28 protein-coding genes are annotated in these 13,859 nt (G+C 62.2%); all 28 read right to left on the bottom strand.

From position 1 onward, the window contains the following. Positions 1-25: 25 nt before the first annotated feature. A complete protein-coding gene (locus tag A2Z13_00750; GenBank protein OGP76368.1) occupies positions 26-652 on the bottom strand; it encodes a 30S ribosomal protein S4 in 627 nt (208 codons plus the stop codon). A 34-nt stretch (positions 653-686) separates the two neighbouring features. Further along, on the bottom strand, positions 687-1,076 hold the full coding sequence (locus tag A2Z13_00745) for a 30S ribosomal protein S11 (protein OGP76367.1): 390 nt from the start codon (positions 1,074-1,076) through the stop codon (positions 687-689). A 45-nt stretch (positions 1,077-1,121) separates the two neighbouring features. Next, a complete protein-coding gene (locus A2Z13_00740; protein OGP76366.1) occupies positions 1,122-1,505 on the bottom strand; it encodes a 30S ribosomal protein S13 in 384 nt (127 codons plus the stop codon). Between the two features lie 162 nt (positions 1,506-1,667). Further along, on the bottom strand, positions 1,668-1,886 hold the full coding sequence (locus A2Z13_00735; protein ID OGP76365.1) for a translation initiation factor IF-1: 219 nt from the start codon (positions 1,884-1,886) through the stop codon (positions 1,668-1,670). Between the two features lie 27 nt (positions 1,887-1,913). Further along, positions 1,914-2,663, bottom strand: coding sequence for a type I methionyl aminopeptidase (locus A2Z13_00730; protein ID OGP76364.1), 750 nt, complete (start codon positions 2,661-2,663; stop codon positions 1,914-1,916). Then, positions 2,660-3,307 (bottom strand): adenylate kinase, encoded by a 648-nt coding sequence (locus tag A2Z13_00725; GenBank protein ID OGP76431.1) that lies wholly within the window; start codon positions 3,305-3,307, stop codon positions 2,660-2,662. Before A2Z13_00725 ends, A2Z13_00730 begins: the two co-directional genes overlap by 4 nt. A gap of 7 nt (positions 3,308-3,314) precedes the next feature. Then, a complete protein-coding gene (locus tag A2Z13_00720) occupies positions 3,315-4,622 on the bottom strand; it encodes a preprotein translocase subunit SecY (GenBank protein OGP76363.1) in 1,308 nt (435 codons plus the stop codon). Further along, positions 4,616-5,065, bottom strand: coding sequence for a 50S ribosomal protein L15 (locus A2Z13_00715; protein ID OGP76362.1), 450 nt, complete (start codon positions 5,063-5,065; stop codon positions 4,616-4,618). The genes A2Z13_00720 and A2Z13_00715 overlap by 7 nt, the downstream gene beginning before the upstream one ends. Then, positions 5,062-5,256: a 50S ribosomal protein L30 gene (locus tag A2Z13_00710; GenBank protein OGP76361.1), complete on the bottom strand. Its 195-nt coding sequence runs from the start codon at positions 5,254-5,256 to the stop codon at positions 5,062-5,064. The genes A2Z13_00715 and A2Z13_00710 overlap by 4 nt, the downstream gene beginning before the upstream one ends. Then, the gene (locus tag A2Z13_00705; GenBank protein OGP76360.1) at positions 5,253-5,753 is read right to left on the bottom strand and encodes a 30S ribosomal protein S5; all 501 of its coding nucleotides are present in this window, start codon (positions 5,751-5,753) and stop codon (positions 5,253-5,255) included. The genes A2Z13_00710 and A2Z13_00705 overlap by 4 nt, the downstream gene beginning before the upstream one ends. 32 nt (positions 5,754-5,785) lie before the next feature. Next, complete coding sequence (locus A2Z13_00700; protein ID OGP76359.1) at positions 5,786-6,154, bottom strand: 50S ribosomal protein L18; 369 nt, start codon at positions 6,152-6,154, stop codon at positions 5,786-5,788. A gap of 49 nt (positions 6,155-6,203) precedes the next feature. Then, entirely contained in the window at positions 6,204-6,737 is a 534-nt protein-coding gene (locus A2Z13_00695) for a 50S ribosomal protein L6 (protein ID OGP76358.1), read from the bottom strand. 33 nt (positions 6,738-6,770) lie between these two features. Continuing rightward, on the bottom strand, positions 6,771-7,169 hold the full coding sequence (locus A2Z13_00690) for a 30S ribosomal protein S8 (protein OGP76357.1): 399 nt from the start codon (positions 7,167-7,169) through the stop codon (positions 6,771-6,773). Between the two features lie 10 nt (positions 7,170-7,179). Continuing rightward, positions 7,180-7,365 (bottom strand): 30S ribosomal protein S14 type Z, encoded by a 186-nt coding sequence (locus A2Z13_00685; protein OGP76356.1) that lies wholly within the window; start codon positions 7,363-7,365, stop codon positions 7,180-7,182. 18 nt (positions 7,366-7,383) lie between these two features. Next, on the bottom strand, positions 7,384-7,923 hold the full coding sequence (locus tag A2Z13_00680; protein OGP76355.1) for a 50S ribosomal protein L5: 540 nt from the start codon (positions 7,921-7,923) through the stop codon (positions 7,384-7,386). Positions 7,924-7,965: 42 nt separating this feature from the next. Further along, complete coding sequence (locus tag A2Z13_00675; protein ID OGP76354.1) at positions 7,966-8,304, bottom strand: 50S ribosomal protein L24; 339 nt, start codon at positions 8,302-8,304, stop codon at positions 7,966-7,968. A gap of 21 nt (positions 8,305-8,325) precedes the next feature. Continuing rightward, positions 8,326-8,694 (bottom strand): 50S ribosomal protein L14, encoded by a 369-nt coding sequence (locus A2Z13_00670; protein OGP76353.1) that lies wholly within the window; start codon positions 8,692-8,694, stop codon positions 8,326-8,328. A 24-nt stretch (positions 8,695-8,718) separates the two neighbouring features. Then, positions 8,719-8,982 (bottom strand): 30S ribosomal protein S17, encoded by a 264-nt coding sequence (locus A2Z13_00665; protein ID OGP76430.1) that lies wholly within the window; start codon positions 8,980-8,982, stop codon positions 8,719-8,721. A 19-nt stretch (positions 8,983-9,001) separates the two neighbouring features. After that, on the bottom strand, positions 9,002-9,211 hold the full coding sequence (locus A2Z13_00660; GenBank protein ID OGP76352.1) for a 50S ribosomal protein L29: 210 nt from the start codon (positions 9,209-9,211) through the stop codon (positions 9,002-9,004). Positions 9,212-9,217: 6 nt separating this feature from the next. Further along, entirely contained in the window at positions 9,218-9,628 is a 411-nt protein-coding gene (locus tag A2Z13_00655; protein OGP76351.1) for a 50S ribosomal protein L16, read from the bottom strand. Between the two features lie 18 nt (positions 9,629-9,646). Then, entirely contained in the window at positions 9,647-10,300 is a 654-nt protein-coding gene (locus tag A2Z13_00650; GenBank protein OGP76350.1) for a 30S ribosomal protein S3, read from the bottom strand. A 19-nt stretch (positions 10,301-10,319) separates the two neighbouring features. After that, positions 10,320-10,652 carry a 50S ribosomal protein L22 gene (locus A2Z13_00645; protein OGP76349.1) on the bottom strand — a complete coding sequence of 111 codons (333 nt, stop codon included), beginning with the start codon at positions 10,650-10,652 and terminating at the stop codon, positions 10,320-10,322. A 24-nt stretch (positions 10,653-10,676) separates the two neighbouring features. Further along, positions 10,677-10,958 carry a 30S ribosomal protein S19 gene (locus tag A2Z13_00640; protein OGP76348.1) on the bottom strand — a complete coding sequence of 94 codons (282 nt, stop codon included), beginning with the start codon at positions 10,956-10,958 and terminating at the stop codon, positions 10,677-10,679. Positions 10,959-10,979: 21 nt separating this feature from the next. Beyond that, a complete protein-coding gene (locus A2Z13_00635; protein OGP76347.1) occupies positions 10,980-11,801 on the bottom strand; it encodes a 50S ribosomal protein L2 in 822 nt (273 codons plus the stop codon). A 28-nt stretch (positions 11,802-11,829) separates the two neighbouring features. Then, positions 11,830-12,117 (bottom strand): 50S ribosomal protein L23, encoded by a 288-nt coding sequence (locus A2Z13_00630; GenBank protein OGP76346.1) that lies wholly within the window; start codon positions 12,115-12,117, stop codon positions 11,830-11,832. Then, positions 12,114-12,737 carry a 50S ribosomal protein L4 gene (locus tag A2Z13_00625; GenBank protein OGP76345.1) on the bottom strand — a complete coding sequence of 208 codons (624 nt, stop codon included), beginning with the start codon at positions 12,735-12,737 and terminating at the stop codon, positions 12,114-12,116. The genes A2Z13_00630 and A2Z13_00625 overlap by 4 nt, the downstream gene beginning before the upstream one ends. After that, positions 12,737-13,375: a 50S ribosomal protein L3 gene (locus tag A2Z13_00620; GenBank protein OGP76344.1), complete on the bottom strand. Its 639-nt coding sequence runs from the start codon at positions 13,373-13,375 to the stop codon at positions 12,737-12,739. Before A2Z13_00620 ends, A2Z13_00625 begins: the two co-directional genes overlap by 1 nt. Positions 13,376-13,419: 44 nt before the next feature. Next, positions 13,420-13,728 carry a 30S ribosomal protein S10 gene (locus A2Z13_00615; GenBank protein ID OGP76429.1) on the bottom strand — a complete coding sequence of 103 codons (309 nt, stop codon included), beginning with the start codon at positions 13,726-13,728 and terminating at the stop codon, positions 13,420-13,422. Between the last annotated feature and the right edge of the window lie 131 nt (positions 13,729-13,859).

Genomic DNA, 13,859 nt, shown 5'->3' with positions numbered 1-13,859 from the left:
TCCCCCTTCTTCCGTCCGGAAGGTTTTACTTCGAGTAAAGTTCGACGATCAACTGTTCCTGGATCGGTTCCCTGATCTCCGCCCGGCTGGGGAGCGCCTTGACCGAACCGCGGAAGTTCTCCCGGTCCAGCTCCAGCCAGGGCGGGATCCCCTTGCGGACCACCGCATCCAGCGACTCGTTGACGGAAGGGTTCTTGCGGCTCTTTTCCAGGAGCTCGATCCCGTCCCCGGGGCGGACGAGGAAGGACGGAATATTCACCTTGCGCCCCCCCACCAGGAAATGGCCGTGCCGGACCATCTGGCGGCTCTCCCTCCGGGTCACCGCGAACCCGAGCTTGTAGACGACGTTGTCCAGACGGCGCTCCAGAAGGATCAGCAGATTATCGCCGGTCTTGCCCTTCATCCGATCCGCTTTTTCGAAAACATTCCGGAACTGCTTTTCCAGGAGCCCGTAGATCCGCTTGGCCTTCTGCTTCTCCCGCAGCTGAACGCCATAATCGCTGTGCTTGGGACGTCGTTGACCGTGCTGGCCGGGGGGATATCCCCTCCGCTTGATGGCGCACTTGTCGGTGAAGCAACGGTCTCCTTTCAGGTAGAGTTCGATACCCTCTCTCCGGCAGAGCCGGCATACCGCCTCGCGATACCTGGCCAAATCCTGTCCTCCTCTTTCTCTGTTCCGCCCTGGTTCACACGCGGCGCCGCTTCGGCGGGCGGCATCCGTTGTGCGGGATCGGCGTCACGTCCCGGATATAGTTGATCTTCAGGCCGGCCGCCTGGAGGGTCCGCAACGCGGCTTCCCTTCCGGAACCGGGCCCCTTGATGTGGACGGAGACGGTGTTGACGCCGTACTCCATCGCCTTCTTGGCCACTTCCTCCGCAGCGACCGTCGCGGCAAAGGGGGTGCTTTTCCTCGACCCCTTGAATCCCTTCGACCCCGAGCTGCACCACGCGAGGGTGTTCCCGTCCGGGTCCGTGATCGTGATGATCGTGTTGTTGAAGGTCGCCTTGATGTGGGCCACGCCCACCGGAACGCTTTTCCGGACCTTCCTCTTCCCTTTTCTCTTCGGGATTGCCATCGTTCCTCCGGATTCCCGCGTCACCACGGGAAAAAGTTCCCTTGCTTATTTCTTGGGGGCTTCCTTCTTCCTGGCTACCGCGCCCTTGCGCGGTCCCTTCCGTGTCCGGGCGTTCGTGTGGGTCCGCTGCCCGCGGGCCGGCAGGCCCTTGCGGTGCCGCAGCCCCCGGTAGGTGCCCAGATCCATGAGCCGCTTGATGTTCATCGACACTTCCTTTCGCAGGTCCCCTTCCACCCGGAAATTCGCGTCGATGACGTCGCGGATCCGGGCAACCTGGTCCTCCGTCAGGGTGTTCGTCCTCGTGTCGGGGGACACCCGCGCTTCCTCCAGGATCTTCATCGAGGTCGTCGGGCCGATGCCGTAGATGTAGGTCAGCGCGGCCACGATCTTCTTGCTCTTCGGAATGTCGACTCCTGCTATGCGTGCCAACTTCTCCTCCTCACGTTCGTGGACGGCGCCCCGCGGCTATCCCTGGCGCTGTTTGTGTTTTGGATTCTCGCAAATAATGCGGACGACGCCTTTCCTTCGCACCACCTTGCACTTTGCGCACATCTTTCGCACCGACGGCCTGACCTTCATCGCTCGCCCCTTCTACTTGGATCGATAAACGATCCTTCCGCGCGTCAGGTCGTACGGCGTCAGCTGCACCGTCACCCGGTCGCCGGGCAGGATCTTGATGAAGTGCATCCGCATCTTGCCCGAGATGTGCGCGAGCACCTTCATCTTGTTGTCCAGCTCAACCCGAAACATGGCGTTCGGAAGCGGTTCGATGACCGTTCCCTCGACTTCAATGGCTTCTTCCTTCGCCATCTTCTCCTTTGCTCCGCTCCCGCGTTTTCAGGGGAGGCTCAGGATTTTACCGCCCTCTTCCGTCACCGCGACCATGTGCTCGAAATGCGCCGACCGCTTGCGGTCCCGGGTGACCACCGTCCAGCCGTCCGGGAGAACCTCGACCTCGTATCCCCCCTCGTTCACCATGGGCTCGATCGCCAGGACCATTCCGGAGGTGAGCCGGGGGCCCGTCCCGCGAACGCCGAAGTTGGGAACCTGGGGCTCCTCGTGAAGCATTCGGCCGATCCCGTGGCCCACGAAATCCCGCACGACGGAGAAACCCGCGCCTTCCGCCGTTTCCTGGACGGCAGCCGAAATGTCGCCGACGCGGTTCCCCGGGTGGGAGGCCTCGATCGCCCTCTCGAGCGCCACCTCCGTCGCTCGCATCAACTTCATGGAGGTTTCAGGGATGCTCCCGACGGCGTAGGTTCTCGCTGCATCGCCACAGTAGACGTCCCGCACGACCCCGAAATCGATGCTCACGATGTCCCCCTCGCGCAGGATCCTCTTCCTGGAAGGGATCCCGTGGACGACCTCCTCGTTGATGGAGGTGCACAGGATCGCGGGGTATCCCAGATATCCCTTGAAGGCCCCCTTGACACCGTGCCGCTGCACGAACTCCTCTGCGAACTCCTCGAGGGCGAACGTCGTGCTCCCCGGCCGGATCATCGATTTCACTTCTTCAAAGAACTGTCCCACGATGGCGCCCGCGCGCCGCATCGCCTCGATCTCCTGAGGCGATTTGATGATGATCATGGCACCTGGAGGATCTTCGCGATGCTCGCGTAGATCGCGTCGATGTCCCCGGTGGCCCGGACGGAACGGATCTTGCCGCTTCCCTTGTAGTACTGGAGCAGCGGCTCGGTCATCTTCTTGTAGTTCACGAGCCTCGACAGGATCGTCTCTTCCTTGTCGTCATCTCGCTGAATGAGGGCCGTCCCGCACTTGTCGCACTTCCCCTCGGCCTTCGGCGGGTTGAACTTTATATGATACATGGCCCCGCATCCCGTGCAGGTCCTGCGTCCGCACAGCCGCTCCATCAGCTCCTTCTCGTCGACCTCGAGGGAGAGGACCACGCGGATCTCCTTTTTCAGGTCCTTCGTCGCGAGTTCGAGGGCTTCGGCCTGCGGGATCGTCCGTGGAAAACCGTCGAGGATGAACCCGTTCCTGCAGTCTTGCGCCTGCAGCCGGTCCTTCACGATCCCGATGACCACCTTGTCCGGGACGAGGCCGCCCTGGTCCATGTACGTCTTGGCCTGCCGTCCCATCTCCGTCCCGTTCTTCACGGCTTCGCGCAGCATATCGCCCGTGGAAATCTGCGGGATCGAGAACTGCGCGGAGATCCTTTTCGCCTGAGTTCCCTTTCCTGCGCCCGGAGGCCCCAGCAGGATGATTCCCAGCATCGGCTTAGCTCCTCCTCCCTTTGATTTGGCCCTTCTTGAGGAATCCCTCATAGTGACGGGTGATCAGGTGGGATTCGATCTGCTGAATCGTGTCCATGGCCACCCCCACTACGATCAACAGCCCCGTCCCGCCGAAGTAGAACGGAACGTTGAAACGCGAGATGAGAATGCTCGGAAGCACGCAGATGACCGCCACGTAGAGGGCCCCGCCCAGCGTGATGCGCGTCAGGATCCGGTCGATGTACTCGGCGGTCTTCTTCCCGGGCCGGATCCCGGGGACGAACCCCCCGTATTTCTTCATGTTGTCGGCGACGTCGACGGGGTTGAAGGTGACGGCAGTGTAGAAATAGCAGAAAAAAATGATGAAGGCGACGTAAAGGCTCTCGTATGCCCAGCTGCCGGGCGTCAGCGCCTGGGAAATCGACTGGGTGACGGGATGGTTGATGAAATTGGCCAGGGTCGCCGGGAAAAGAAGAATCGACGACGCGAAGATCGGCGGAATGACCCCTGCCGTGTTCACCTTCAGCGGCAGGTGCGTGCTCTGGCCGCCGTAAACCTTCCGGCCGACAATCCTGCGCGCATATTGCACTGGGATTCTCCGGTGGGCCCGCTCGAAGTAGATGATGAGCCCGACAACCGCCACCATAAGAGCGAGGATGAGGAGCCCGATGAAGAATGGCATTTCGCCCGTGCGGATCAGCGTCATGGTCCGGACGAGCCCGCTGGGGAACCTCGCGACGATGCCGGCGAAGATGATGAGGGAGATGCCGTTCCCGATCCCCCGCTCGGTGATCTGCTCGCCGAGCCACATGATGAAGGCCGTCCCCGAGGTCAGCGTGATGACCGTGAGCAGCCGGAACCCCCAGCCGGGTTGATAGACTACGGACGCGCCGCCCGATCCGACGCTCTCGAGCCCCACAGCGATCCCCGTCCCCTGGATGATGGAGAGGACGATCGTTCCGTACCGGGTATATTGGGTGATCTTCCGCCGCCCGAGCTCCCCCTCCTTGGACAGCTTTTCCAGCTGGGGGATCACGACGGTCAGCAGTTGAAGGATGATCGAGGCGCTGATGTACGGCATGATCCCGAGGGTGAAGATGGAGAAGCGGCTGAGCGCCCCCCCCGAGAACATGTCGATCAGCCCGAAGAGGGTTCCCGACTGGCTCGCGAAGATCGAGGAGAGCGCCTGGTTGTCGATCCCCGGAGTGGGGATGTAGACGCCGATCCGATACACGATCAGCAAGGCGCAGGTGACCAGGATCCGTTTCTTGAGTTCGGGGACCTTGGTGATGTTCTGGAAGCCGGTCAGCAAGGAACGGTCACCTCCAGCGTCCCGCCCGCGGCGGTCACCTTCCCGGCGGCAGCGCGGCTCGCCTTGTCGACCTTCACCGACAACGGACGGTCAACGTCCCCGTCGGCCAGCAGCTTCACTCCGTCCACGACCTTCTTGACAAGGCCGGCGGCCTGGAGTGCGTCGACGTCCACAACCGACCCGGCGTCGAACCGGTTCAGGTCCTTCACGTGGATGATGGCGTATTCCTTCCGGAAGACGTTGACGAACCCCCGTTTCGGAAGGCGTCTCTGCAGCGGCATCTGCCCGCCTTCATATCCCGGCTTCGTGCCGCCTCCGCTGCGGGCGCGCAATCCCTTGTGCCCTTTACCCGAGGTTTGCCCCAGGCCGGACCCCTGCCCGCGGCCGAGCCGCTTCTTCGCGCTCGTGGACCCCTTTGGGGGACGCAAATCGGAAAGCTTCATCTGGACTCTCCCGTTTCCTCCACCCGGAGAAGGAACTTGACCTTTTCCACCATTCCGCGGATTTCCGGGGTGTTCTTGCGGATTACAGACCGGTTCACGCGCGTCAGCCCCAGGCCCTTGACCACCCGGCGATGGGACTCGGGCCGGCCGCTCAGGCCCCGCGTCAGCGTGATCTTCAATGTCCCGCTCATGCGGACGCCTCTTCTTCCTTCGGTCCGCGCGTCCCCGCGATCTGGTCGGAAGTCCGAAGCTGGCGCAAGCCCTGGATGGTCGCTTTCACGAGATTGTGGGGATTGTTGCTACCGAGCGATTTGGTGAGAATGTTCGAGATCCCCGCGGATTCGATGACCGCACGCACCCCTCCGCCGGCGATGACGCCGGTCCCCGGAGAGGCCGGCCGGATCACGACCCGGCTCGCGCCATACTCTCCCAGGACTTCATACGGGATCGTGCCGTTGACCAGCGGGACCTGGACGAGCACCCGCTTCGCGTTCTGCACCGCCTTGCGGATGGCGTCGGGGACCTCGTTCGCCTTTCCCAACCCCGTCCCGACGTGCCCGTTCCCGTCGCCCACGACGACCACGGCGCTGAAAGAGAACCTCCGGCCGCCCTTGACCACCTTGGCCACACGGCTGATGTGAACGACACGGTCCTTCAGCTCCAGACCTTCCGGATTCACTCTCTTCAAACGTTCCTCCCTGTACGCTCGCGTCGAACGCGTTAGAATTCCAGGCCTGACTCCCGTGCGCCTTCCGCGAGAGCCTTGATCCGCCCGTGGTAGAGAAAGCCGTTCCTGTCGAAAATCACCCTCCGGATATTCTTCTCGGAAGCCTTCCTCCCGAGAAGCTCCCCCACTTTCTTCGCGGCTTCGCTCTTCTTCAGCCCCTCGATCTCGCCGCGGATTTCCGGGCTGAGCGTCGACGCCGCCAGGATCGTCGATCCCGTGGAATCGACCACGATCTGCGCGTAAATGTGCTTCGCGCTCCGGAAAACGGAGAGGCGCGGACGCTGCTCGGTTCCGAAGATCCTTGTCCGGACTCTTGCCTTCCGCTTCTGACGTGCAACTTCCCGCGTATGGGTCTGGCTCATGGCTCGTGCTGCTCCGTCTGTGGATTCCTTGAAATCTTGTGGGTCCGGGTTATTTGCCGGCCGCCTTGCCCACCTTCTTGATCAGCCTCTCTCCGCGGTACCGGATCCCTTTCAGCTTGTAGACGTCCGGCTTCCGGAGCAAGCGGATCCTGGCCGCGGTTTCCCCGACCAGCTCCTTGTCGATGCCGGTGACCTTGATCACGGTGCTGGCTTCCACCTCGGCGCCGATCCCTTCCGGCAAGGGAAAAACGACGGGGTGGGAATACCCCAGGGAAAGGTGAAGAACTCCCTTCCGGCTTTCCGCCTTGTACCCTACGCCGACGATCTCCAGGGTTTTCGTGAATCCTTCCGTCACGCCCTTGACCATGTTGGCTACCAAGGTCCGGTACATACCGTACAGGTTCCGCCGGTCCGCCGAATCGAGCGACAATACGACCCGCCCCTCCGCAATGTCCACCTTCACCGGACCGGGGATGGGGCGGGAAAGCTTCCCCTTCTTTCCGGAAACGATCATGATCCCGTTCCGGACCTGCACGGTCACCCCGGAAGGTAGGACCACTGGCACTTTGCCGATTCTGGACATTTCATTCCTCCGAAAATGGAACCCGCGAACCGCCTACCAGATTTCGCAGAGCAGCTCCCCGCCGATGGCGAGCTTCTTCGCCTTCTCCCCGGTCATGACTCCCCTGGAGGTGGAGAGGATGGCGACCCCGAAACCGTTCTTCACGGTTGGGATGTCGTCCTTCCCCACGTAGACCCTGCGTCCGGGGCAGCTCACCCGTTTCATCCCCTTGATCGCATAGCCCGCCTCGGGCACGCTCTTCAGAAAGATCTTGAGGGAGGGCTGGATCTTCTCCTCGACAACCCGGAAATTCTTGATGAACCCTTCCTCCTTCAGGATCCGGACGACGTTCTCCAGTACGTGGGTGGAGGGCAACTCCAGCTGATCGAACCGCGCCATCTGTGCATTGCGGATCCGCGCAAGCAGGTTCGAAATATGGTCGTTGATGGCCATCGCCCCTCCCCTACCAGCTTGCCTTGATCACGCCGGGGAGTTCCCCCCTCAGCGCCAGCTCCCTCAGGCAGATCCTGCAGAGCCGGAACCGGCGGTAGAAGGCACGCGGCCTTCCGCAGCGCGGGCAACGGTTATACTTCCGGACGCCGAATTTCGGAGGCCGTTTTGACTTTGCGATGATCGACTTCTTGGCCAACTCCTCTCCTCCTCTTCCCTAGGCCCGGAACGGCATCCCGAGGAGCCGGAGCAGTTCCATGCCTTCCTCGTCGGTGCGGGCGGTGGTTACAATGGTGATGTTCATCCCCTTGATTTTATCTATTTTATCGTAATTTACCTCTGGAAATATAATCTGTTCCTTTATCCCTAGTGTGTAGTTCCCGCGGCCGTCGAATCCCTTGGGCGAGATCCCCTTGAAGTCGCGGACTCGAGGAAGCGCCACGGCCATCAGCTTGTCGAGAAAGTAGTACATCCGGTCGCGCCGGAGGGTGACCTTGATCCCGATGGGAACCCCCGCCCGCAGCTTGAAGTTCGAAATGCTTTTCCGGGCCTTCGTGATCACGGGTTTCTGCCCGGTGATGACGCCGATCTCCTCTGCCGCGGAGTCGAGGATCTTGATGTTTTCGATCGCCTCGCCGAGCCCCATGTTGATGATCACCTTCTCCAGTTTCGGTACCTGCATCGCATTCTTGTACCGGAACTTCTCCCTGAGCCTTGGGACGACTTCCGACTTGTAGAGCTCGTTCAGCCTTGGCATGTCCGATCACCCCAGCCCGGCCCGCTTTCGGCCGGACGCACGCTATTTTTTCTTTTCCTCGAAAATGTCCCCGCACCGCTTGCAGGTGCGGTGTTTCTCGCCCGATTCGTCCACTCTCATCGCGATGCGTGCCGGCTTGTTGCACTTGTCGCACATGACGAGAACGTTCGAGTACGCCAGCGGGGCCTCCTTCTCGACGATCCCTCCCTGGGGGTGGGTTTTCCCGGGTTTCACGTGACGCTTCACCATGTTCACCTTCTCGATGAAGATGCGTCCCTTTTCCCGGTCGACTTTCAGGACCCGGCCGACCTTCCCCTTCTCCTTCCCGGCCATGATCTTGACGATGTCGTTTTTCCGAATATGCAGAGTGGCCTCGGACATCGCTTCCTCTCTCCCCCGGCCTTACAGGACTTCGGGCGCCAGGGATATGATCTTCATGAACTTTTTGGCCCTGAGCTCCCGCGCCACCGGCCCGAAGATGCGGGTCCCGATCGGTTCCATCTGCGGGTTGATCAGGACCGCCGAGTTCTGGTCGAACCGGACGTAGCTCCCGTCAGCCCGTCCGACTTCCTTGGCCGTCCGCACCACCACGGCCTTGTAGACGTCTCCCTTCTTCACCTTGCCGTGGGGGATGGCCTCCTTGACGCTGACGACGATGATGTCCCCTACGCCTGCGTACCTGCGCTTGCTCCCGCCCAGGACCTTGATGCAGCAGAGGCGCTTCGCGCCCGAGTTGTCGGCCGCGTCCAGCATGGTTTGCATTTGGATCATGGCGTACGCTCTCCGCTCTTGGTTTTACCGGACCACCGGCCGCTCGATCAGCCGGGACACCCGCCACCGTTTCTCCTTGCTCAGGGGTCGCGTCTCGACGATCTCCACCCGGTCGCCGATCCGGTACTCGCTCTTCCCGTCGTGGGCCTTGTACGTGGTCCTGCGCTTCACGTACTTCTTGTACACCGGGTGGGGGACCAACCGTTCCACGCGGACCACGACTGTCTTGTCCATCCGGTCGCTCACCACCGTTCCGACCTTGGTCTTCCGTTTCCCCCGGCTCTCCATCGCTTTCTCCGAAGCCATCTTATTTTGCCTTCCCTTCTACGGTCTGCGTTTTCTGGCGGAGAAGCGTGATCACTCGCGCCAGGTCCTTCCTGTGGTTGCGGATCAGCATCTTGTTGTCCAGTGCGGATGCGGCGCGCTTCATCTTGAGGCGAAAAATCTCGTCCCGCAGCTCCGTCTCCTTGTGCCGCAATTCTTCCGCGGCGAGCTCTCCCAACTCTCTTCGATTCATCGGCGCCTATCCCTCCCTCGTCAGGAACTTCGTCTGGATAGGGAGCTTGTGGTCCGCCAGGCGGAACGCCTCGCGCGCGGTCGCCTCGTCGACCCCTTCGATCTCGTAGAGGACGCGCCCCGGCTTCACCACGCAGACCCACTCCTCGGGCGCTCCCTTCCCTTTCCCCATCCGGGTCTCGGCGGGCTTTTTCGTGATCGGCTTGTCGGGGAAGAGCCGGATCCAGATCTTGCCCCCCCGCTTGATGAACCGCGTCATGGCGACCCGCGCGGCCTCGATCTGCCGGGAGGTGATCCATCCCGCCGTCAAGGCTTTGACCCCGAAGTCGCCGAAGTTGAGCAGGTTCCCGGCGAGCGCCTTCCCGCGCCGCCGGCCCTTCTGCATCTTGCGGAATTTCACCCTTTTGGGAGCCAGCATCGATCCACCCTCTCCTGCCTAATCGGTTTTCGGAGCCTGGGCGGCGGAGGGTAAAACCTCCCCCTTGTAGATCCACACCTTCACCCCGATCGTGCCGTACGTGGTCCTCGCCTGCGCGAAACCGTAGTCGATGTCGGCCCGCAGCGTATGCAGAGGAACGCGGCCTTCGCGGTACCACTCCGTCCGGGCCATCTCCGACCCGCCCAGGCGGCCGGCGACCTGGATCTTGATCCCCTTCGCGCCCAGCTTCATGGAAGAGAGGACGGTCTTCTTCATCGCGCGCCGGAAGGCGACCCGTCTTTCCAGCTGCATCGCGACATTCTCCGCCGTCAATTGGGCGTCGGTCTCCGGCCGGCGGATCTCCTGGATCGTGATCGACACTTCCCGGTCCGTGAACTTCAGGAGGTCCTTCTTGAGGTTCTCGATTTCCGCCCCCTTCTTCCCGATGACGATCCCGGGGCGGGCGGTGTGGATGACAACGTGTACGCGGTTGGATTTCCGCTCGATCTCCACGGCGGACACGCCGGCATGGATCAGCCGGTTCTTGACGTAGGACCGGATCCGGAGATCCTCCTGCAAGTAGTTGGCGTATTCCTTCTCGGAATACCAACGCGACCGCCACGTCTTGATGATCCCCAGCCGAAACCCGTACGGATGCGTCTTCTGCCCCAAAATCGCCTCCCCTCTTAACTTATGCTTCGTCTACTACGATCGTGATGTGGCTGGACCGCCTGCGGTACTTGTGCGCCCGCCCCATCGGAGCGGGGCGGAACCGCTTCGTGGAGACCCCGAGATTGACGTAGGCCTGCTTCACATAGAGGGTGTCCAGGTCGATGACCCCCGTCTGCCCCGCATTCGCGACCGCCGAATCGAGCACCTTCTTCACGACCGCTGCGGACCCCTTCTTCGCGAGCTTGAGGACCGTCTGCGCCTCGGAGATCTTCTTCCCGCGGATCAGGTCGACCACCAGCCGCGCCTTCCTGGGAGACAGACGGATAAACTTCGCCGTCGCTCTGGCTTCCATCGCTTCCTTCTCCTTTACGCGCCCTTACTTCTTGACCTTGGCCTTGCGGTCCCCGGAATGGCCGTGGAACGTCCTCGTGGGGGAGAACTCGCCGAGCTTGTGCCCCACCATGTTCTCGGTCACGAAGACGGGCATGAACTTCCGGCCGTTGTGGACGGCGAACGTATACCCCACCATATCCGGGGTGATCGTCGAACGCCGGGACCAGGTCTTGATGACTTTCCTCTCTCCCGTTTCCACGGCCCGGCGCACCTTGCGCATCAGGCTTTCCTCGATATAAGGTCCCTTCTTGACGGATCGCGCCACTTTGCTCTCGCCCCTTGTCCGTTATTTCCTGCGTTTGACGATGTAACGGTCGGTCGACGGGTTTTTCCGCGTCTTGTAGCCTTTCGTCGGCTTCCCCCACGGCGTGCAGGGGTGCCGGCCGCCGGAGGATTTCCCCTCTCCGCCCCCCAGGGGGTGATCCACGGGGTTCATCGCTACGCCGCGCACGGTCGGACGCGTGCCCAGCCAGCGGCTCCGTCCGGCCTTGCCCAGGGAGACCCGCTCGTGGTCGAGGTTGCCGACCTGCCCCACGGTGGCCATGCAATCCATGAAGACGAGCCGGACCTCCCCCGACGCAAGCCGCAGGTGGGCGTACTGCCCCTCCTTCGCCAGGATCTGGACGACGCTCCCGGCGGATCGCGCAAGCTGCCCGCCCTTCCCCATCTTCAGCTCCACGTTGTGCACGTGGGTTCCCACGGGGATGTTGCGGATCGGAAGCGCGTTCCCCGGCTTGATGTCGGCGTTCGCGCCGGCGACGACGGTGTCGCCGACGGAAAGCCCCGCCGGGCAGAGAATGTACCGTTTTTCGCCGTCGGCGTAATGCAGGAGCGCGATGCGGGCGGAACGGTTCGGGTCGTACTCGATCGCCGCCACCTTTGCAGGGATGTCCTTCTTTTCGCGCCGGAAATCGACGATCCGGTACTTCCTCTTGTGCCCGCCGCCATGATGCCGGCATGTAATCGATCCCCGATTGTTCCGGCCTCCCGTGCTCTGTTTCTTCTCGACGAGTTGCCGCTCCGGCTTCTTCGGGGTGAGATCCTCGTTGGTTAGGACCGTCATGGCCCGGACGCCGGGAGAGGTCGGCTTGAACTTCCTGATTCCCATGGCTATCGGCTCCTTCCCTGGCTGTCCGTCATACGCCTTCGAAAAACTCGATCTTGTCGCCCGCCTTCAAGGTGACGACGGCCTTCTTCCATCCCGGTCGCAGCCCCACGGTGCGGCCGCGGCGCTTGACCTTGCCGGTCACGTTCATCGTCCGGACGTCCTCGACCTTCACCTTGAACAGCTTCTCCACGGCCTCCCGGATCTGCTTTTTCTTCGCGCGGCGGTCGACTTCGAAGGACACGGCGTTCGAGGTCCCCTTGAGGAGGGTCGCCTTTTCCGTGATCAGCGGCCGCTTGAGGATATCGGAGGGATTCATTTCCCGAGCACCTCCGTGATTTTTTCGAGGGCGGAACGGGTGAACACCAGCTGGTCGTACGAAAGGATGTCATAGACGTTGATGGCGGACACGGGGAGCGCCTTGAAGGATCGCAGGTTCCGGATTCCAAGGCCCAGGTTGCCAGGGGGACCGTCGACCACCAGCAGCGCATCCGAAATCCCCAGGACGGTCGCCACCTTGAGGAACTCCTTCGTTTTCGGGGCGGAGAGGTCCAGGTCGTCCACCAGCAGCAGCTTGTTCTCCTTCGCCTTTGCGCTCAGTGCGGAGCGCAGCGCCGCCTTCATCACCTTCCGGTTCACCTTGATTGCATATCCCCGGGGATGGGGCCCGAACACGGTGCCTCCACCCCGCAGCAGCGGGGAGCGGGTGCTTCCCATGCGGGCTCTCCCGGTGCCCTTCTGCCGGAACGGCTTCTTCCCGCCGCCGGAGACGTCTTTTCTGGTTTTCGTGGATGCCGTCCCGGAACGTCGCGCCGCAAGCTGCGCGACGACGGCGTGATGGAGGAGATGCGTCTTCACCTCGGCCCCGAAAACGTCTTCCGGCAGCTCCACCGTCCCCTTCACCTGCCGTTCCTTATCGAGCAGCTCCAGCGTCGCCATCATGTGTTTCCTTTCTTTACCGCATGCCGGACGAAAACGAGGCTGTTCTTGGCCCCGGGCACGGCGCCCCGGATCAGCAGCAGGTTCTTCTCGAGCTGGACGCCGACCACTTTCAGGTTGAGAATCGTCACCCTTTCGTTCCCGTAGTGACCAGCCATCTTCATGTTCTTGATGACTCGGGAAGGCCAGGCCGACGCGCCGATCGAGCCGGGGGCGCGATGGAACATCGAGCCGTGTGTCGCGCGTCCCCCCTTGAAGTTCCACCGCTTGATGACTCCGGTGAATCCTCTTCCCTTGGTCTGCCCCATGACGTCGACATAATCGCCTTCCTTGAAGATATCGACGTGGATTTCCTGCCCCGCATCCAGGGGGGATTCCGCGGGGATCCGGAGCTCCCCGAGCATTCCGAACGCCCCCTTCCCCGCCTTCCGGAAATGGCCGATCATCGGCTTGCTGACGCGGTGCGCTTTTTTCGGCCCGAACCCGATCTGGACCGCGTCGTACCCGTCGTTCCGGCCGGTTTTCCTCTGTACCACGGTGCACGGACCCGCCTCGATCACCGTCACGGGGATCACCTTCCCCTCGGCGTCGAAGACCTGGGTCATTCCCAGCTTTTTCCCTAAGATCCCGGTCGTCATGGCTCGCACCTTGCCGTTTCGTTCAATGGGTTACGATGGCGAAACTAGAGCTTGATCTCCACTTCGACACCCGCCGGCAGATCCAGCTTCATCAGCGCGTCGATCGTCGCCGCGGGCGGCTCGTGGATGTCCAGCAGCCGCTTGTGCGTGCGGATCTCAAACTGCTCCCGGCTCTTCTTGTCGACGTGCGGCGAGCGGTTCACGGTGAAGCGCTCGATCTTCGTGGGCAGGGGGATCGGCCCCGCCACCTTGGCGCCCGTCTGCTTCGCCTTCTCGACGATCTCCCCCGTCGCCTTGTCCAGGAGTTTGTAGTCGAAGGCCTTCAGGCGGATGCGGATCTTCTGATGCTCTATCGCCACGGGTTCTCCCCCTTCCTTTCTATCCGACTATTCCAGGATTTCCGAGACGACGCCGGCGCCCACGGTGCGCCCGCCCTCGCGGATCGCGAACCGAAGCTCCTTCTCCATCGCCACCGGAACGATCA

The sequence above is a fragment of the Deltaproteobacteria bacterium RBG_16_64_85 genome (assembly GCA_001798885.1).
Lineage (GTDB): Bacteria > Desulfobacterota > Deferrimicrobia > Deferrimicrobiales > Deferrimicrobiaceae > FEB-35.
Note: the sequence above shows the minus strand (reverse complement) of the source record. Positions and strands in the feature narration are given on the sequence as shown.

Bases quoted from the DNA above. Each gene is read 5' to 3' on its own strand.
- A2Z13_00645 (OGP76349.1), bottom strand. From the start codon at position 10,652: ATGGAAGCCAGAGCGACGGCGAAGTTTATCCGTCTGTCTCCCAGGAAG.
- A2Z13_00695 (OGP76358.1), bottom strand. From the start codon at position 6,737: ATGTCCAGAATCGGCAAAGTGCCAGTGGTCCTACCTTCCGGGGTGACC.
- A2Z13_00735 (OGP76365.1), bottom strand. From the start codon at position 1,886: ATGGCGAAGGAAGAAGCCATTGAAGTCGAGGGAACGGTCATCGAACCG.
- A2Z13_00635 (OGP76347.1), bottom strand. From the start codon at position 11,801: ATGGGAATCAGGAAGTTCAAGCCGACCTCTCCCGGCGTCCGGGCCATG.
- A2Z13_00670 (OGP76353.1), bottom strand. From the start codon at position 8,694: ATGATCCAAATGCAAACCATGCTGGACGCGGCCGACAACTCGGGCGCG.
- A2Z13_00660 (OGP76352.1), bottom strand. From the start codon at position 9,211: ATGAATCGAAGAGAGTTGGGAGAGCTCGCCGCGGAAGAATTGCGGCAC.
- A2Z13_00665 (OGP76430.1), bottom strand. From the start codon at position 8,982: ATGGAGAGCCGGGGGAAACGGAAGACCAAGGTCGGAACGGTGGTGAGC.
- A2Z13_00625 (OGP76345.1), bottom strand. From the start codon at position 12,737: ATGGCGACGCTGGAGCTGCTCGATAAGGAACGGCAGGTGAAGGGGACG.
- A2Z13_00655 (OGP76351.1), bottom strand. From the start codon at position 9,628: ATGCTGGCTCCCAAAAGGGTGAAATTCCGCAAGATGCAGAAGGGCCGG.
- A2Z13_00715 (OGP76362.1), bottom strand. From the start codon at position 5,065: ATGAAGCTTTCCGATTTGCGTCCCCCAAAGGGGTCCACGAGCGCGAAG.
- A2Z13_00630 (OGP76346.1), bottom strand. From the start codon at position 12,117: ATGAATCCCTCCGATATCCTCAAGCGGCCGCTGATCACGGAAAAGGCG.
- A2Z13_00675 (OGP76354.1), bottom strand. From the start codon at position 8,304: ATGTCCGAGGCCACTCTGCATATTCGGAAAAACGACATCGTCAAGATC.
- A2Z13_00690 (OGP76357.1), bottom strand. From the start codon at position 7,169: ATGGCCATCAACGACCATATTTCGAACCTGCTTGCGCGGATCCGCAAT.
- A2Z13_00700 (OGP76359.1), bottom strand. From the start codon at position 6,154: ATGAGCCAGACCCATACGCGGGAAGTTGCACGTCAGAAGCGGAAGGCA.
- A2Z13_00745 (OGP76367.1), bottom strand. From the start codon at position 1,076: ATGGCAATCCCGAAGAGAAAAGGGAAGAGGAAGGTCCGGAAAAGCGTT.
- A2Z13_00710 (OGP76361.1), bottom strand. From the start codon at position 5,256: ATGAGCGGGACATTGAAGATCACGCTGACGCGGGGCCTGAGCGGCCGG.
- A2Z13_00620 (OGP76344.1), bottom strand. From the start codon at position 13,375: ATGACGACCGGGATCTTAGGGAAAAAGCTGGGAATGACCCAGGTCTTC.
- A2Z13_00680 (OGP76355.1), bottom strand. From the start codon at position 7,923: ATGCCAAGGCTGAACGAGCTCTACAAGTCGGAAGTCGTCCCAAGGCTC.
- A2Z13_00730 (OGP76364.1), bottom strand. From the start codon at position 2,663: ATGATCATCATCAAATCGCCTCAGGAGATCGAGGCGATGCGGCGCGCG.